13 protein-coding genes and 1 pseudogene are annotated in these 13,201 nt (G+C 71.9%); 9 read left to right on the forward strand and 5 right to left on the reverse strand.

All coding sequences use genetic code 11. From position 1 onward, the window contains the following. The 3 genes and pseudogenes from ABZZ74_RS41670 to ABZZ74_RS41680 all read left to right on the forward strand — a co-directional run. Positions 1-116 (forward strand): annotated as a pseudogene (locus ABZZ74_RS41670) (esterase); the annotation flags it as partial. A gap of 90 nt (positions 117-206) precedes the next feature. Beyond that, a complete protein-coding gene (locus tag ABZZ74_RS41675; RefSeq protein ID WP_133043665.1) occupies positions 207-626 on the forward strand; it encodes a CBS domain-containing protein in 420 nt (139 codons plus the stop codon). 120 nt (positions 627-746) lie between these two features. Then, positions 747-2,264 (forward strand): ubiquinol-cytochrome c reductase cytochrome b subunit, encoded by a 1,518-nt coding sequence (locus tag ABZZ74_RS41680; RefSeq protein ID WP_356949349.1) that lies wholly within the window; start codon positions 747-749, stop codon positions 2,262-2,264. Here the strand turns inward: ABZZ74_RS41680 and ABZZ74_RS41685 are convergent. Continuing rightward, positions 2,182-2,583: a cytochrome c oxidase subunit 4 gene (locus ABZZ74_RS41685; RefSeq protein WP_356949350.1), complete on the reverse strand. Its 402-nt coding sequence runs from the start codon at positions 2,581-2,583 to the stop codon at positions 2,182-2,184. The two genes, ABZZ74_RS41680 and ABZZ74_RS41685, sit on opposite strands and share 83 nt — an antisense overlap. After that, positions 2,580-4,184 (reverse strand): cytochrome c oxidase subunit I, encoded by a 1,605-nt coding sequence (gene ctaD / locus ABZZ74_RS41690; RefSeq protein WP_356949351.1) that lies wholly within the window; start codon positions 4,182-4,184, stop codon positions 2,580-2,582. The genes ABZZ74_RS41685 and ctaD overlap by 4 nt, the downstream gene beginning before the upstream one ends. Positions 4,185-4,337: 153 nt before the next feature. On the opposite strand from ctaD, the gene ABZZ74_RS41695 reads away from it, so the two are divergent. From ABZZ74_RS41695 to ABZZ74_RS41705, 3 genes are all read left to right on the forward strand, one after another. Beyond that, complete coding sequence (locus tag ABZZ74_RS41695; protein WP_356949352.1) at positions 4,338-4,517, forward strand: hypothetical protein; 180 nt, start codon at positions 4,338-4,340, stop codon at positions 4,515-4,517. 96 nt (positions 4,518-4,613) lie between these two features. Next, the gene (locus ABZZ74_RS41700; RefSeq protein WP_356949353.1) at positions 4,614-5,681 is read left to right on the forward strand and encodes a glucose-1-phosphate thymidylyltransferase; all 1,068 of its coding nucleotides are present in this window, start codon (positions 4,614-4,616) and stop codon (positions 5,679-5,681) included. Between the two features lie 230 nt (positions 5,682-5,911). Then, entirely contained in the window at positions 5,912-6,715 is an 804-nt protein-coding gene (locus tag ABZZ74_RS41705; RefSeq protein ID WP_133043669.1) for a class I SAM-dependent methyltransferase, read from the forward strand. On the opposite strand, the gene ABZZ74_RS41710 is transcribed toward ABZZ74_RS41705, so the two are convergent. Both ABZZ74_RS41710 and ABZZ74_RS41715 read right to left on the reverse strand, forming a co-directional pair. Continuing rightward, positions 6,705-8,657, reverse strand: coding sequence for a glycosyltransferase (locus ABZZ74_RS41710; protein WP_356949354.1), 1,953 nt, complete (start codon positions 8,655-8,657; stop codon positions 6,705-6,707). The genes ABZZ74_RS41705 and ABZZ74_RS41710 overlap by 11 nt on opposite strands. A gap of 227 nt (positions 8,658-8,884) precedes the next feature. Next, complete coding sequence (locus ABZZ74_RS41715) at positions 8,885-9,346, reverse strand: MarR family transcriptional regulator (RefSeq protein WP_356949355.1); 462 nt, start codon at positions 9,344-9,346, stop codon at positions 8,885-8,887. A 28-nt stretch (positions 9,347-9,374) separates the two neighbouring features. Between ABZZ74_RS41715 and ABZZ74_RS41720 the strand changes: the two genes are divergently transcribed. The 3 genes from ABZZ74_RS41720 (at position 9,375) to ABZZ74_RS41730 (ending at position 12,553) form a co-directional block, all read left to right on the forward strand. Beyond that, positions 9,375-9,875 carry a metallophosphoesterase gene (locus ABZZ74_RS41720; protein ID WP_356949356.1) on the forward strand — a complete coding sequence of 167 codons (501 nt, stop codon included), beginning with the start codon at positions 9,375-9,377 and terminating at the stop codon, positions 9,873-9,875. 94 nt (positions 9,876-9,969) lie between these two features. Continuing rightward, the gene (locus ABZZ74_RS41725) at positions 9,970-11,397 is read left to right on the forward strand and encodes an MFS transporter (RefSeq protein WP_356949357.1); all 1,428 of its coding nucleotides are present in this window, start codon (positions 9,970-9,972) and stop codon (positions 11,395-11,397) included. A gap of 217 nt (positions 11,398-11,614) precedes the next feature. Beyond that, a complete protein-coding gene (locus ABZZ74_RS41730; RefSeq protein WP_356949358.1) occupies positions 11,615-12,553 on the forward strand; it encodes an aminoglycoside phosphotransferase family protein in 939 nt (312 codons plus the stop codon). A 22-nt stretch (positions 12,554-12,575) separates the two neighbouring features. Here the strand turns inward: ABZZ74_RS41730 and ABZZ74_RS41735 are convergent, their stop codons facing one another. Beyond that, positions 12,576-13,196, reverse strand: a complete 621-nt coding sequence (locus ABZZ74_RS41735) for an SRPBCC family protein (RefSeq protein ID WP_356949359.1) — start codon at positions 13,194-13,196, stop codon at positions 12,576-12,578. Between the last annotated feature and the right edge of the window lie 5 nt (positions 13,197-13,201).

The raw sequence follows: 13,201 nt of genomic DNA on the forward strand, positions 1-13,201 counted from the left end.
ACCAGGGCATCATCCACGACTTCGTGATGCTCAACGCCCTGCGCGAGACCCACGCCGCCGAGGCCGCCATCAACCAGGCCGTCGCCACCCTGCGCACCGCGCTCGGCACCGCCTGACCACCGCCGCACCGGGGTACCCGGGGCCCGGACGGCGACGACCGGCGTCGCCGTCCGGACATCGATCCCAAGGCGAAGGAGAGGTACCCCATGCCCCAGCACGTCAGCGACATCATGACCGCCGACCCGGTCACGGTGGAGCCGCAGACCTCCGTGACCGCGGTGGCCCGCCTCATGCGCGACCAGGATCTCGGCGCCGTCCTGGTCACCGACGGCGACCGGCTGCGCGGCCTGGTCACCGACCGCGACCTCGTGGTGCGCGCGCTCGCCGAGGGCGGCGACCCCGAGCAGACCACCGTGGCCGGCGCCTGCAGCGACGACCTGGTCACCGTCGCCCCCGACGACGACCTCGACCGCGCCATCCGCCTGATGCGCGAACACGCCGTACGCCGGGTCCCGGTCGTCGACCACGGCCGGCCCGTCGGCATCGTCTCCCTCGGCGACGCGGCCATGGAACGTGACCCCCAGTCGGCCCTCGGGGACATCAGCGTGGCGAAGCCCAACGACTGAGCAACGCCCGAACGGGGGTTCCGCCCGACACCCACGGGTGTTTTCCGCCTCCCCGCTGCTCGCCACCGCCTCCGCGTGGGACGTACACCACGGCGGCGCGGAGCAGGGAGGCGGTCGGCCGTGGAGCGCACGAGGAGACATCCCGGGGAGCGGCTGGTCGATGCCGCCGACGCCCGCCTGCCCGTCCTCGACGGCGGCGGCGCCCTCCTGCGCAAGGCGTTCCCCGACCACTGGTCCTTCCTGCTCGGCGAACTCGCCCTCTATAGCCTCCTCGTGCTGCTCCTGACCGGGGTGTGGCTCACGTTCTTCTTCCACCCGGGGATGCGTGAGGTGGTCTACGCCGGCTCGTACGTCCCGCTGCGGGGCGTGCGCGTGTCGGAGGCCTTCGACTCCACCCTGCACATCAGCTTCGACATCCGCGGCGGGCTGCTGATGCGGCAGACGCACCACTGGGCGGCCCTTGTCTTCGTCGCCGCGATCGGCCTGCACCTGCTGCGGATCTTCTTCACCGGCGCCTTCCGCAGGCCCCGCGAGGCCAACTGGATCATCGGCCTCACCCTGTTCGTGATCGCCCTCGCCGAGGGCTTCGCGGGCTACTCGCTCCCCGACGACCTGCTGTCCGGGACGGGGCTGCGCATCGCCCAGGGCATCATGCTGTCGATCCCCGTCGTCGGCACGTACGTGGCCCTGTTCGTCTTCGGCGGCCAGTATCCCGGCCACGAGATCATCGGCCGCCTGTACTCCCTGCACATCCTCCTGCTGCCGGGCCTGCTGGTCGGCCTCGTCACCGTGCATCTGATCCTGGTGTTCCACCTCAAGCACACCCAGTGGCGTGGCCCGGGCCGCACCAACGGCAACGCCGTCGGCAAACCGCTCCACCCGCGGTTCGGCGCCTCCTCCGGCGGCCTGTCCCTGATCGTCTTCGGCGTCCTCGCCCTGCTCGGCGGCCTCGCCCAGATCAACCCGGTGTGGACCTACGGCCCCTACCTCCCCGACCAGGCGTCCACCGGCTCCCAGCCCGACTGGTACGTCGGCTTCCTGGAAGGGGCGCTGCGCCTCGTACCCCCGTGGGAGACCGACCTCTGGGGCCACACCCTGATGTGGAACGTGCTGCTCCCCGCCGTCGTCCTGCCGGCGCTGCTCTTCCTCGTCCTGTACCTCTACCCGTTCGCCGAGCAGCGCCTGACCGGCGAGGGACACCAGGAACGGCACCTGTGCGACCGCCCCCGCGACCGCCCCGTCCGGACGGCACTGGGCGTCGCCGGCATCACCTTCTACGGCGTGCTGCTGCTGGCCGGCGGCAACGACGTCGTGGCGCAGTCCTTCCGCGTCTCCGTGAACACCCTGACCTGGATCCTGCGCATCGCCCTCGTCCTGGCGCCCTTCGCCGCCTTCCTGGTGACCCGGCGGCTGTGCCACGCCCTCACGGACGCCGAACAGCAACGGCTCGTGCACGGCGTGCAGAGCGGCGAGGTGCGCCAGAGTGTCGAGGGCGGCTACGAGAGCGACCACCACCCGGTCACGGCCTTCCGGCCCGGCGCCCCGCGAGCCCCCCTCACTCCTGCGGACCGGAGCCCCGGTCCACGTACTGGAACACGAAGCCCGCGACGCCCCGGGCCAGCACCGCGAGGCCGATGAGGAACAGCCACAGCCCGTAGACCACGCCGGTCGCCGCCAGCGCGAAGCCGAACGCCGTGACGACCGGCCACCGGGAATCCGGCGGGAAGAACTCCAACGGCCCGGCGCCCTCGGCGACTTCGGCATCGGCGCGGTCCTGGGGCCGCCGCCCCTTGCGCCGGTACTGCACCGCGGTGAAGAACGAGATCAGCGCGGCCATCAGAAAGGCGACGACGAGCACCGCCGAACCGGCCGGCTCCCGCGCCCACCAGCCGTACAACGCGGCGCTGCCCGCGAAGAACAGCGCGACGCCCCCGAAGAACAACGACTCGGTCTTCACCGCAGGCCCTTCTCGCTCGCCGCCACGAAGTTGTGCCGCGGCGGCGGGCAGGCCGTCGCCCACTCCAGCCCGCGCCCGTAACCCCAGGGGTCGTCCACGGTGACCCGCCGTCCGTGCCGGGCGGTGCGCCAGACGTTGTAGAGGAACGGCAGGGTGGAGACGCCCAGCAGGAACGCCCCCACGGACGACAGGGTGTTGAGGAGCGTGAATCCGTCGGTGGGGAGGTAGTCGGCGTACCGGCGCGGCATGCCCGCCTCGCCCAGCCAGTGCTGCACCAGGAAGGTCAGCTGGAAGGCCGGGAACAGCAGCCAGAAGTGCACCTTGCCCAGCCGCTCGTCCAGCATCCTCCCGGTGAACTTGGGCCACCAGAAGTAGAACCCGGCGAACATCGCGAACACCACGGTGCCGAACAGCACGTAATGCAGGTGCGCCACGATGAAGTAGCTGTCGGTCAGGTGGAAGTCGAGCGGCGGGGACGCGATGAGCACCCCGCTCAACCCGCCCAGCAGGAACGACACCAGAAAGCCGAACGCCCACAGCATCGGCGTCTCGAAGGACAGCGAACCGCCGCGCATGGTGCCGATCCACGCGAAGAACTTGATGCCGGTGGGCACCGCGATCAGGAACGACATCACCGAGAAGAACGGGAGCAGCACCGCCCCGGTGGCGAACATGTGGTGCGCCCACACCACCGCGGACAGCATGGTGATCGCGATGGTGGCTCCGATCATCGGCAGATATCCGAACAGCGGCTTGCGGGAGAACACCGGGATGATCTCCGAGATGATCCCGAAGAACGGCAGTGCCACGATGTACACCTCGGGATGCCCGAAGAACCAGAACAGGTGCTGCCACAGCAACGCCCCGCCGTTCGCCGCGTCGAAGACGTGCGCCCCGAACTTCCGGTCCGCTTCCAGGCCCAGCAGCGCCGCCGTGAGGACCGGAAAGGCGGGCAGCACCAGGATCGACGTGAACAGCACGTTCCAGGTGAAGATCGGCATCCGGAACATCGTTATGCCCGGAGCCCGCAGACACAGGATGGTCGCGATGAAGTTGACCGCGCCCAGTGTGGTCGACACACCGGTCACCACCAGGCCCATCACCCACAGGTCACCGCCCGCGCCTGGGGAGTGGTAGGCGCTGTTGAGCGGGGCGTACGCGAACCAGCCGAAGGCGGCCGCGCCCCCCGGCACCACGAAGCCCGAGACGACCATCAGACCGCCGAAGAGGTACATCCAGTACGACAGCGCGTTCAGCCGCGGGAACGCCACGTCCGGGGCGCCGATCTGCAGCGGCATCACCGCGTTCGCGAACCCGGCGAACATCGGCGTCGCGAACAGCAGCATCATGACGGTGCCGTGGATCGTGAAGAGCTGGTTGTAGGTCTGCTCGTTCATGAACTGCATCCCCGGACGGGCCAGTTCGGCCCGCATGGCGAGCGCCAGCAGCCCGGCGAAGAGGAAGAAGCAGAAGCCCGTGACCATGTACAGGCGTCCGATCACCTTGTGATCGGTCGTCGAGGTCCAGCGCAGCAGCGAGGCGCCGAGCGCGTGGTCGGAGGCGCCGGCCTCCTGGGCGGAATGTTCCGACAGGTGCGTCATTGTCCTCCTCCGGCGGCCGCGGCGACGCTACCGCCGTGGCGCTGCGGCACCTTCGCGCCACGCCTTGCTGTGGGCCGTCAGCGTGGCGTTTGGGGGCCCGCGCCGCCGGGGACCCGGTCCGGGATCAACGAGTCAGAAGGAAGATGAACCGCCGTGACGACGCAGACGAGTGAGAAGGCCGTACCCCGCCGCCCCGAGACCGGCTGGTCGAAGGCCCGGCGACTTCGCGGGAAGGCCGTCCTGCGCACCTGTGTCCCGGCCGTCCTCGACGCCGGGGCCACCCGAACGGACCAGTGCGGGCCGGAGGGGAACATCGTGCGGGGCGAGGACTGAGCGGCCCGTAGAGCAGCGCCGACGAGCGTCACGACGTGGGAAACCGGCCATCTTGCCGACGGTCGCCGTACAGCGGCCGACACTAGTCTCGGACAGATGAAGGCTCTCGTGCTGTCCGGCGGTGCCGGTACCCGCCTCAGGCCGATCACCCACACCTCGGCCAAGCAGCTGGTCCCCGTGGCCAACAAGCCCGTGCTCTTCTACGGCCTGGAGTCCATCGCCGCCGCCGGGATCACCGAGGTCGGTGTCGTCGTGGGCGACACCGCCGCGGAGATCGAGGAAGCGGTCGGTGACGGGTCCAAGTTCGGCCTGGAGATCACCTACATCCCCCAGGAACGGCCCCTCGGGCTCGCCCACGCGGTGCTCATCGCCCGCGACTGGCTCGGGGACGACGACTTCGTGATGTACCTGGGCGACAACTTCGTGGTCGGCGGCATCACCGCTCTCGTCGAGGAGTTCCGCGACAGCCGGCCCGACGCCCGGATCCTGCTCACCCGGGTGGCCGATCCTCGCTCCTTCGGTGTCGCCGAACTCGACGCGGCCGGCCAGGTCGTCGGTCTGGAGGAGAAACCGGAGCACCCCAAGAGCGACCTCGCGCTCGTCGGCGTGTACCTGTTCACCCCGCTCATCCACGAGGCGGTACGCGCCGTCCGGCCCTCCTGGCGCGGCGAACTGGAGATCACCCACGCCATCCAGCACCTCATCGACACCCGTGCCGACGTGCGCTGCACGGTCATCGAGGGCTACTGGAAGGACACCGGCAACGTCGTCGACATGCTCGAGGTGAACCGGACCGTCCTGGAGGGCGTCGAGCCCAGGATCGACGGCGAGGTGGACGTCGAGTCCGAGACGATCGGCCGGGTCGTGGTGGAGGAGGGCGCGCGGGTCGTGCGTTCACGGATCGTCGGGCCCGCGGTGATCGGCGCGGGCAGCGTCGTCGAGGACTCCTACGTCGGCCCCTTCACCTCGGTCGCGGAGAACTGCCGGATCACCCACAGTGAGCTGGAGTTCTCCATCGTCCTGCGGGATTCGTCGATCGTCGGAGTGGGCCGGATCGAGAGCTCCCTCATCGGCCGGCACGTCGAGGTGACCCCGGCGCCGAGCGTGCCCAGCGCCCACCGGCTCGTGCTCGGCGACCACAGCAAGGTGCAGATCCGTCGGTGACGGGGGGTTCGACACGAGGTGGCCGACGAGTTTCATGAAGAAGGCATGATTGGGCGGAACAGCTTGGCTCACAGCGCGTACAGAGGTAGGTTCGTCGGCACGATGATCGCCCTGGAGCCCCGCCGCGAGCCCCGGGGTGTCGTCGACGACCTGCGCGGGCCGCCGGCCTGGAGCGGCGCCGGTGCCCCTGTTGCACCAAGCACTTTCCCGGATCCGCAAGGAGTCCCTTCGTGAATCGCCATGAGTTCCTGCGGGAGCTGCACAAGGCCACAGCCAACCGCAACTACCTGGAGATCGGAGTCAACGACGGCCGCAGTCTGAAGCTGTCGCGCGTACCGAGCATCGCGATCGACCCCGCGTTCAAGGTGGTCACCGAGCTCAAGGTCGACGTCCACCTGGTGCGGGCGACCAGCGACGACTTCTTCGCCCGCGAGAACCCCCTCGCCCACCTCCGCAGCGGCCGCCACCCCGTGCGCAACCTCCGCCGTGGCCGCAGCCCGCTCGGCTACTGGCGGCGCACCACCCTCGACCTGTCGTTCATCGACGGCATGCACCTGTTCGAGTACGCGCTGCGCGACTTCATGAACGTCGAGAAGCACTCCGACTGGGCCAGCGTGATCGCCTTCGACGACATGCTGCCGCGCAGCGTCGACGAGGCGGCCCGCGACCGGCACACCCAGTACTGGACCGGCGACGTCTACAAGGTCATCGAGATCCTGGGCCGCTACCGCCCCGACCTCACGATGGTGCTCGTCGACACCCAGCCCACCGGTCAGCTGGTCGTCTTCGGCGCCGACCACGAGAACACGGTGCTCAAGGACAAGTACGACGAGATCATGGCCGAGTTCAACGTCCCGGACCCGCAGAAGGTGCCCGAGGCGATCCTGGAGCGGGTGAAGGCGGTCAAGCCGGAGACGCTGCTGGAGGCGGACTTCTGGGCCCCGCTGGTGCGTGCCCGCAACCTCGGCCTGAGCCGCAAGCGCGGCCTGGAGGCGCTGCGCAAGGCCCTCGAGCCGTTCGCCGTCAGCCGCTGACCCGGTCGGGTGTCCGCTCCGCGCCGCGCCCCAGGATCGCGGCGAGTGCGCGCTTCGCCCTGCGGATAAGTCGGCGCAGGGGCGAGGCACGTGGGGTGCGGACCGCCCTGACCGTGTGCGCGTCCGCGTGCAGCGCGAGCGGCAGCGGCAGGAAGCGCGGGTCGGCGGCCCCGGGGGTCGCGCACAGGGCGGTACGCCAGAGCGCGCCGCTCAGCTCGCCGGTCGGCAGGTCGGCCTCCAGCAGGGCCCCGTCCGTGGCCGGCGAGAGCAGGGCCGGTGTGTCCAGCGACCGGTGCGCCGAGGTGAGCCGCAGCACCGCCCCGGTGTCGCCGGGGACGTGCAGTGGCAGCGGGGCGCGCAGCCGACCCCCGGAGACGGTGACGGTCTCGGGGGCGAGCCGGTCCAGGCCGAGCCTCCTGCTCGCGCGGTCGACGTCCAGGGACAGGTTGCCGTGCTGGTCCGTCCAGTACGGCAGCACCATGTGCCCGCCGGTCACCGCGGCCGACGTGGCGGCACGGGCCCTGCGCGGACCCGGGCCGATGCGGGCCTCCATGGTCCAGCCGCCCAGCCTGACCCGGGCGTAGGTGTCCCACAGCCCGGCGTGCAGCGGGCGGCCGGACACCGCGCGCGTCGGGTCGACGGCGGCCGTGGCCCGCAGCACCAGCCGGACGTTCCGGCTGTCCTCGACCGGCACGATCTCCCGGGTGACCTCGACCGGCTGGAAGTACTGGGCACCGCTGGAGCGCTCCCGCACCAGCAGGTCGAAGGAGGCCCTGCCGAACCGTCCGACGACGGCGGCACCCACCCAGCCCACCGCCGAGGGTACGTCCGGAGGGGGTCCCTCCAGCGGGGCGCCGATTCCGGCACCGGGGAACACCAGCGGCGCACCGTCCGCGGTGAGCTCGGCGGCGACCTCGACGCGCAGCACACCTTCGTGCCACTCGAGGCCGGCGGGAGCGGCCGCCAGGGCCAGACGCGCCTCCCACTCGGCGAAGGCCACGACGTCGTCGTACCGGTCGGCGGCGATCAGCGCGGCGACCACCTGCTGGGTCGGCGGCAGGCCCGCGGCGACCCCCGGGCCGAAGCGCTCGGTGGTGATGTGGTGGATCTCCTCGAACAGCCTGCGCCGGTGGTCGTCCGGCTGGGCGAGGAAGCGACGGCCGCGCAGCCGCTCCACCATCTCCACACGCAGCCACCGCCGGTGCAGCGAGTCCCGGACCCGGCCCGGTCCGGTGTACCGCTCCACGACGTCCAGGGCGTCCCGCAGGTCCTTGAAGTAGCCGACGGGGTCGATCCGCCGGGCGCTGTCGTCGGCCGCCGGATCGCGGTGGACGTAGTAACAGACGTAGTCGCCGAGCACCGAGACGTTGGCGGCCCGCAGATACGCCTCCACCACGAAGACGTGGTCCTCCAGGCGCCTGCGGCCCTCGGGGAAGCGCAGACCGGTCTCCTCGACGAACGCCTTCCGGAACATCTTGTGCGCGCTGAGGCTGTCGATGAGCGGGGCGTCGGCGACCGAGGCGCGCGGCCGGTCGCGGCGGAACAGCTCCACCGGCACCGAGCGGCCCCGTCCCGCCATCTTGCCGACGACCACGTCGGCGCCGTTGGCCACCCCGTAGTCGTACATCCGCTCCAAGGCCTCGGCGCCGAGGGAGTCGTCGGTGTCGACGAACATCAGGTACTCGCCCCGGGCGGCCGCGATGCCGACGTTGCGCGGCTTGCCCGACCAGCCGGAGTTCTCCTGATGGAGCACCCGGACCCGCGGCTCCGCGGCGGCGAGGGCGTCGAGCCGGGCCGGGGTGGGGTCGGCGGAACCGTCGTCGACCAGGACCACTTCGTACTCGTCCGGGGGGAGGGACTGGCCGAGCAGCGAGGCGACGCAGTGCTCGAAGCGGGGCCCGGGATCGTGGACCGGGACGATGACACTGACCTTGACCTGCATCGGGCTTCCGAGCCCCCTCGGGTCGTTCGCCGTGTGTGGTGCGGTGGCCAGATGCTAACCCGATCGGGGGCCCCGTCCCACAGCGCCCCGCCCGCTGATCGTTTCGCCGGATCGGCTCAACTGTGGGTCTTGGCAAGGCGTTCCAGGATCTCGTCCGTGGCGCCGGTCTCGCCCAGGGGGGAGCGCCTCAGTTGCGCCGGCCTGGAGGTCGATCACGACGAGGGTGCTTACGGCTTGGTGAGCCGCTCCAGCAGTGTCAGCCCTTCGAGGACCGTGCGCCGTTCGTCCTCGGTGTACCGGTCCTGCAGAGCACGGGCCAGCCACTCCTCGCGCGCCTGGCGGTCGCCCTCCACCCGCAGGCGCCCGGCCTCGGTCAGGGTGACGAGCTGGCGGCGGCCGTCGTCCGGGTCGGGACTGCGCCGGATCAGGTCCTGCCGGTCCAGTGCGGCGAGCGTGGTCGCCATCGACTGAGGCCGCACGCCCTCGGCTTTGGCGAGCGCGCTGGCCGTGGCCGCACCGTGCTTGGCGACCAGGGTGAGCGCGGAGACCTGCGGGGGAGTGAGCTGGTCGTCCTCCGCGACCTCCCTCAGACGCCGCCGCAGGCGGCTGAAGACGACCCGCAGATCCCGCGCGGCACACGCGGCGGACTCGGAGATGCCCTCGGGAGCGCCGGTGGGCTGTGCATCCATGCCCTCACCTTAGAACTACGCTGGTCGCGTGCGTCTTCTGCTGATGTCCGACACCCACCTCCCGAAGCGCGCCAAGGAGCTCCCCGCCCCGCTCCTCGCGGAACTCCCGCGCGCGGACGTCGTCTTCCACGCCGGGGACTGGGTCGACACCGCCACCCTCGACCTGCTGGAGAGCCGAAGCCGACGTCTCGTGGCCGTGTACGGCAACAACGACGGGCCCGAACTGCGCGCCCGGCTGCCCGAGGTGGCGTACGCCGGGATCGGCGGCCTGCGTTTCGGCGTGGTGCACGAGACGGGAGCCGCCCAGGGCCGCGAGACGCGCTGCGCCGCCCGCTTCCCGGACCTGGACGTGCTGGTCTTCGGGCACAGCCACATCCCGTGGGACACCACCGCCCCCGGCGGCCTGCGCCTGCTCAACCCGGGCTCCCCGACCGACCGTCGTCGCCAGCCCCACTGCACGTATCTGACGGCGGAGGCGGCTGACGGGCGGCTCACGGACGTGGAACTGCACCGGCTGCCACCGAGGTGACGGACGGTTTCACCGCGAGGGCGAGGGGCACCCGCCACCCTTGCCCGGCAACGGCGTACGGGCCACTGTCAGACCCCCCTGTTACGACAGAAGCATGGCTGATACAGCGGTAACGCTCCTCCGTCGCGCGGTCGGGACGGCTCGGCACGCCGGTTCACCGCGCACCGTCCTCGTCGTGATGTGCGCCGGGTACTTCCTGGTGCTGCTAGACGTCACCATCGTCAACGTCGCCCTGCCCGGTATCGGTTCGGCCCTGGGCACCGATGTGGGCGGCCTGCAGTGGGTGGTCGACGGCTATGCCCTGGCCCTCGCCTCCCTCATGCTCACCAGCGGGACGGCCGGAGACCTCTATGGGCACCGGCGGGTGGTGCTGGGCGGCCTGGTCGTCTTCGGTGCCGGCTCGCTCGCCTGCGGACTCGCCCCCGGGGTGCCGGTGCTGGTCGCGGCCCGGGTGGTGCAGGGCGTCGGGGCGGCCCTGCTGCTGCCGGGCACGCTGGCCGTCATCAGCCGCGCCTTCCCCGACGACGCGGCCCGCGCGCGGGCGATCGGCGTCTGGGCGGGCATCGGCAGCCTGGCCCTCCCGGCCGGCCCGCTCCTCGGAGGCGCGCTCACCGACGCCTTCGGCTGGCGGGCGATCTTCCTGCTGAACGTGCCGATCGTGCTGGTGGCCCTGGTGTGGGCGGCGGCGGTCGTCCGCGAGAGCCGGGAGGAACGGGCCCGCCGCCTCGATCTGCCCGGCGTACTGCTGGGCAGCGTGCTGCTGCTGGCCACGACGTACGCCTTCATCGAGGGCGGCCGCGTGGCCGCCGGCGCTCCGCAGGTCCTCGCGGCCGCGGCCGTGGCCGTCCTCGCCGTGCCCGCGCTGGCCGTGGCGGAACTGCGCCGCGGGGACGACGCGATGCTGCCCGTCCCGCTGCTGCACAGGCCCGCCTTCGACGCGGCGAATGTCACCGCCGGGATCATGAACCTGGGCACTCTCGGCACCCTGTTCGTGCTGATGCTGTTCCTGCAGTCGGTCCAGCATCGCTCGGCGCTGCTCGCCGGTCTGGCGGTGGTCCCGCTGTTCGCCCCGCTCGCGGTCATCGCGCCCTTCGGGGGCCGCGTCACCAGCCGGATCGGCGCCCGCCTGCCGGCCACGGCGGGCCTGCTCGTGGCGACTGCGGGCCTGGCGCTGCTGGCCCGCGCCGGGGCGCACTCGGGCTACCCGGTCCTGCTGCCGGCGTTCCTGCTGTGGGGCCTCGGCATGGGCCTGCTGACCCCGGCGGTCGTGGCCGCGGCCATCGCCGCCGTTCCCGGTGAACGCGCCGGGCTGGCCTCCGCTGTGAACAACACTGCACGTCAGACCGGCGGCGCGATCGGCATCGCGGTGGCCGGCGCGATCGCCGGGCAGCCCGGCGACGGGGAGCGGTTCGTACGGGGATTCCACACCGTCGCGCTGGGAGCCGCCGGTCTGTACGCGGCCGCCGCGCTGGTGGCGCTGCTCATGCTTCCCGGGGCGCTGGTCCCGGGCCGGGAACGGTGATCCGCGAGGCGTGTCCCGACAAGGGTCCGGGCCGCTTCAGGCGTTGGGAAGCGGCCCGGGCGCTGCGAGTGTGCGCTGTCACGGACCTCCTTCCCGCAGAGGTGCTGTGCCATGGGAGGCGACAAAGCCTCCGTTGCGCGGCGACTACCCATCCAGGCGCGGCTCACACATGGAAATTCGGTGGAATCCCATCCGTCGCCCCGGTGAACTGGTCCGTGTGCTGATCGACGAGACGCTCATACGCCGTCTGCTCACCGCCCAGTTCCCGCAATGGCCCCACCTCCCCGTCGCACCGGTGCCGCAGTCCGGCATGGACAACGCGACCTTCCGGCTCGGCGACGACCTCTCCGTACGACTGCCCCGCTACGCCCACTGGGCCGGACAGGTCGACCGCGAGCACCGCTGGCTGCCACGCCTGGCACCGCAGCTGCCGCTGCCCGTCTCCGAGCCCGTCGCCAAGGGCGAACCGGGCGAGGGCTACCCGTACCCCTGGTCGGTCTACCGCTGGCTGGACGGCACGACCGCGACGCCCGAAGCCGTCGACGACCCGATCGGTGCCGCCCACGACCTCGCCGGATTCCTCACCGCTCTCCAGGCCGCCGACGCCACCGGCGGACCGGGCCCCGAGCAGAGCAACGCCTTCCGCGGAGTGCCCCTGGGCGACCGGCGCGACTCCATCGCGGCGGAGGCCCGCGTCCGCCCCAAGATCGAGGCGCTGCGGACCACGGGCCTCGTCGACGCGGACGCGGTCACCGAGGTGTGGGAGGCGGCCCTCGCCGCACCCGCCTGGCACAAGCCGCCGGTGTGGATCCACGGCGACCTCGACGCGGGGAACATGCTGCTGAACGACGGCAGGCTCAGCGCCGTCATCGACTTCGGCACGCTGGCGGTGGCCGACCCCGCGGTCGACCTGGTGCCCGCGTGGAAGTTCCTGCCCGCCCGGGCCCGGGACGTCTTCCGCGAGGCCGTCGGTGCCGACGACGCGACCTGGGCACGCGGCCGCGGCTGGGCCCTCGCGGGATCCCTCCCGGTCCGCGACGACCCCTACTTCCGGGACCACCCGGCCCGCATCACGGCGGCCGTCCACCACGTGGAGCAGATCATCGCCGACCACCGGCTCGACGCCGGCCGACGCCGGGCGTCAGTGGCGCCGTAGCCGCTGCAACCGACGCCGGGCGTCAGTGGCGCCGTAGCCGCCGCAGCCCCAGGAAGGCCAGGACCGCCAGCCCGAGCGCCGCCGCCCCGGCCGCTGCCCGCTTGGCCACCGGCACCCCGGCCGTGCGGAGCAGGTCGAGGGGTTCCGTCTCCGCCGGCTGCGTCTCCGCTCCCGGCGGCTCCTCGACCGCCGGGGCGGCGGGCCCGGTGATCTTCTCCGACAGGCACTGCGCGAACTGGCCGACGAGCCGGTCGCCCACCTCCGCCAGCACCCCACGCCCGAACTGCGCCGGCCGTCCGGTCACCGTCAGGTCGGTGCGCACCGACACGGCCGTGCCGCCGTCCCGCTCGCTCAGCGTGCCGGTCACGGTCGCGCGGGCGGTGCCCTGACCGCGGGTCTCCCGGCCGCTGGCGATCAGCACCATGCGATGCGCCGCCTCGTCCTGCTCCTCGAAGACGGCGGTGCCCTTGTAGGTCACCGTGATCGGTCCGACCTTCACCTTCACCGCCCCGGTGACGGTCTTGCCGTCGTACTCCTCGACGGTCGCCCCCGGCATACAGGGCGCGACCCGCTCGATGTCGAGGAGCGTCCGCCAGGCGTCGTCGACCGGGACCGGCACGCTGAACTCGTGGTGCAGTTCCATGACTT

Source organism: Streptomyces sp. NPDC006476 (assembly GCF_040612015.1).
Taxonomy (GTDB): Bacteria; Actinomycetota; Actinomycetes; order Streptomycetales; family Streptomycetaceae; genus Streptomyces; species Streptomyces griseorubiginosus_B.

What these genes read in the sequence shown, in the direction of transcription:
- ABZZ74_RS41675 (WP_133043665.1), top strand. Translation starts at nt 207, where the DNA reads ATGCCCCAGCACGTCAGCGACATCATGACCGCCGACCCGGTCACGGTG.
- ctaD (WP_356949351.1), bottom strand. Translation starts at nt 4,184, where the DNA reads ATGACGCACCTGTCGGAACATTCCGCCCAGGAGGCCGGCGCCTCCGAC.
- ABZZ74_RS41700 (WP_356949353.1), top strand. Translation starts at nt 4,614, where the DNA reads ATGAAGGCTCTCGTGCTGTCCGGCGGTGCCGGTACCCGCCTCAGGCCG.
- ABZZ74_RS41710 (WP_356949354.1), bottom strand. Translation starts at nt 8,657, where the DNA reads ATGCAGGTCAAGGTCAGTGTCATCGTCCCGGTCCACGATCCCGGGCCC.
- ABZZ74_RS41715 (WP_356949355.1), bottom strand. Translation starts at nt 9,346, where the DNA reads ATGGATGCACAGCCCACCGGCGCTCCCGAGGGCATCTCCGAGTCCGCC.
- ABZZ74_RS41725 (WP_356949357.1), top strand. Translation starts at nt 9,970, where the DNA reads ATGGCTGATACAGCGGTAACGCTCCTCCGTCGCGCGGTCGGGACGGCT.
- ABZZ74_RS41735 (WP_356949359.1), bottom strand. Translation starts at nt 13,196, where the DNA reads ATGGAACTGCACCACGAGTTCAGCGTGCCGGTCCCGGTCGACGACGCC.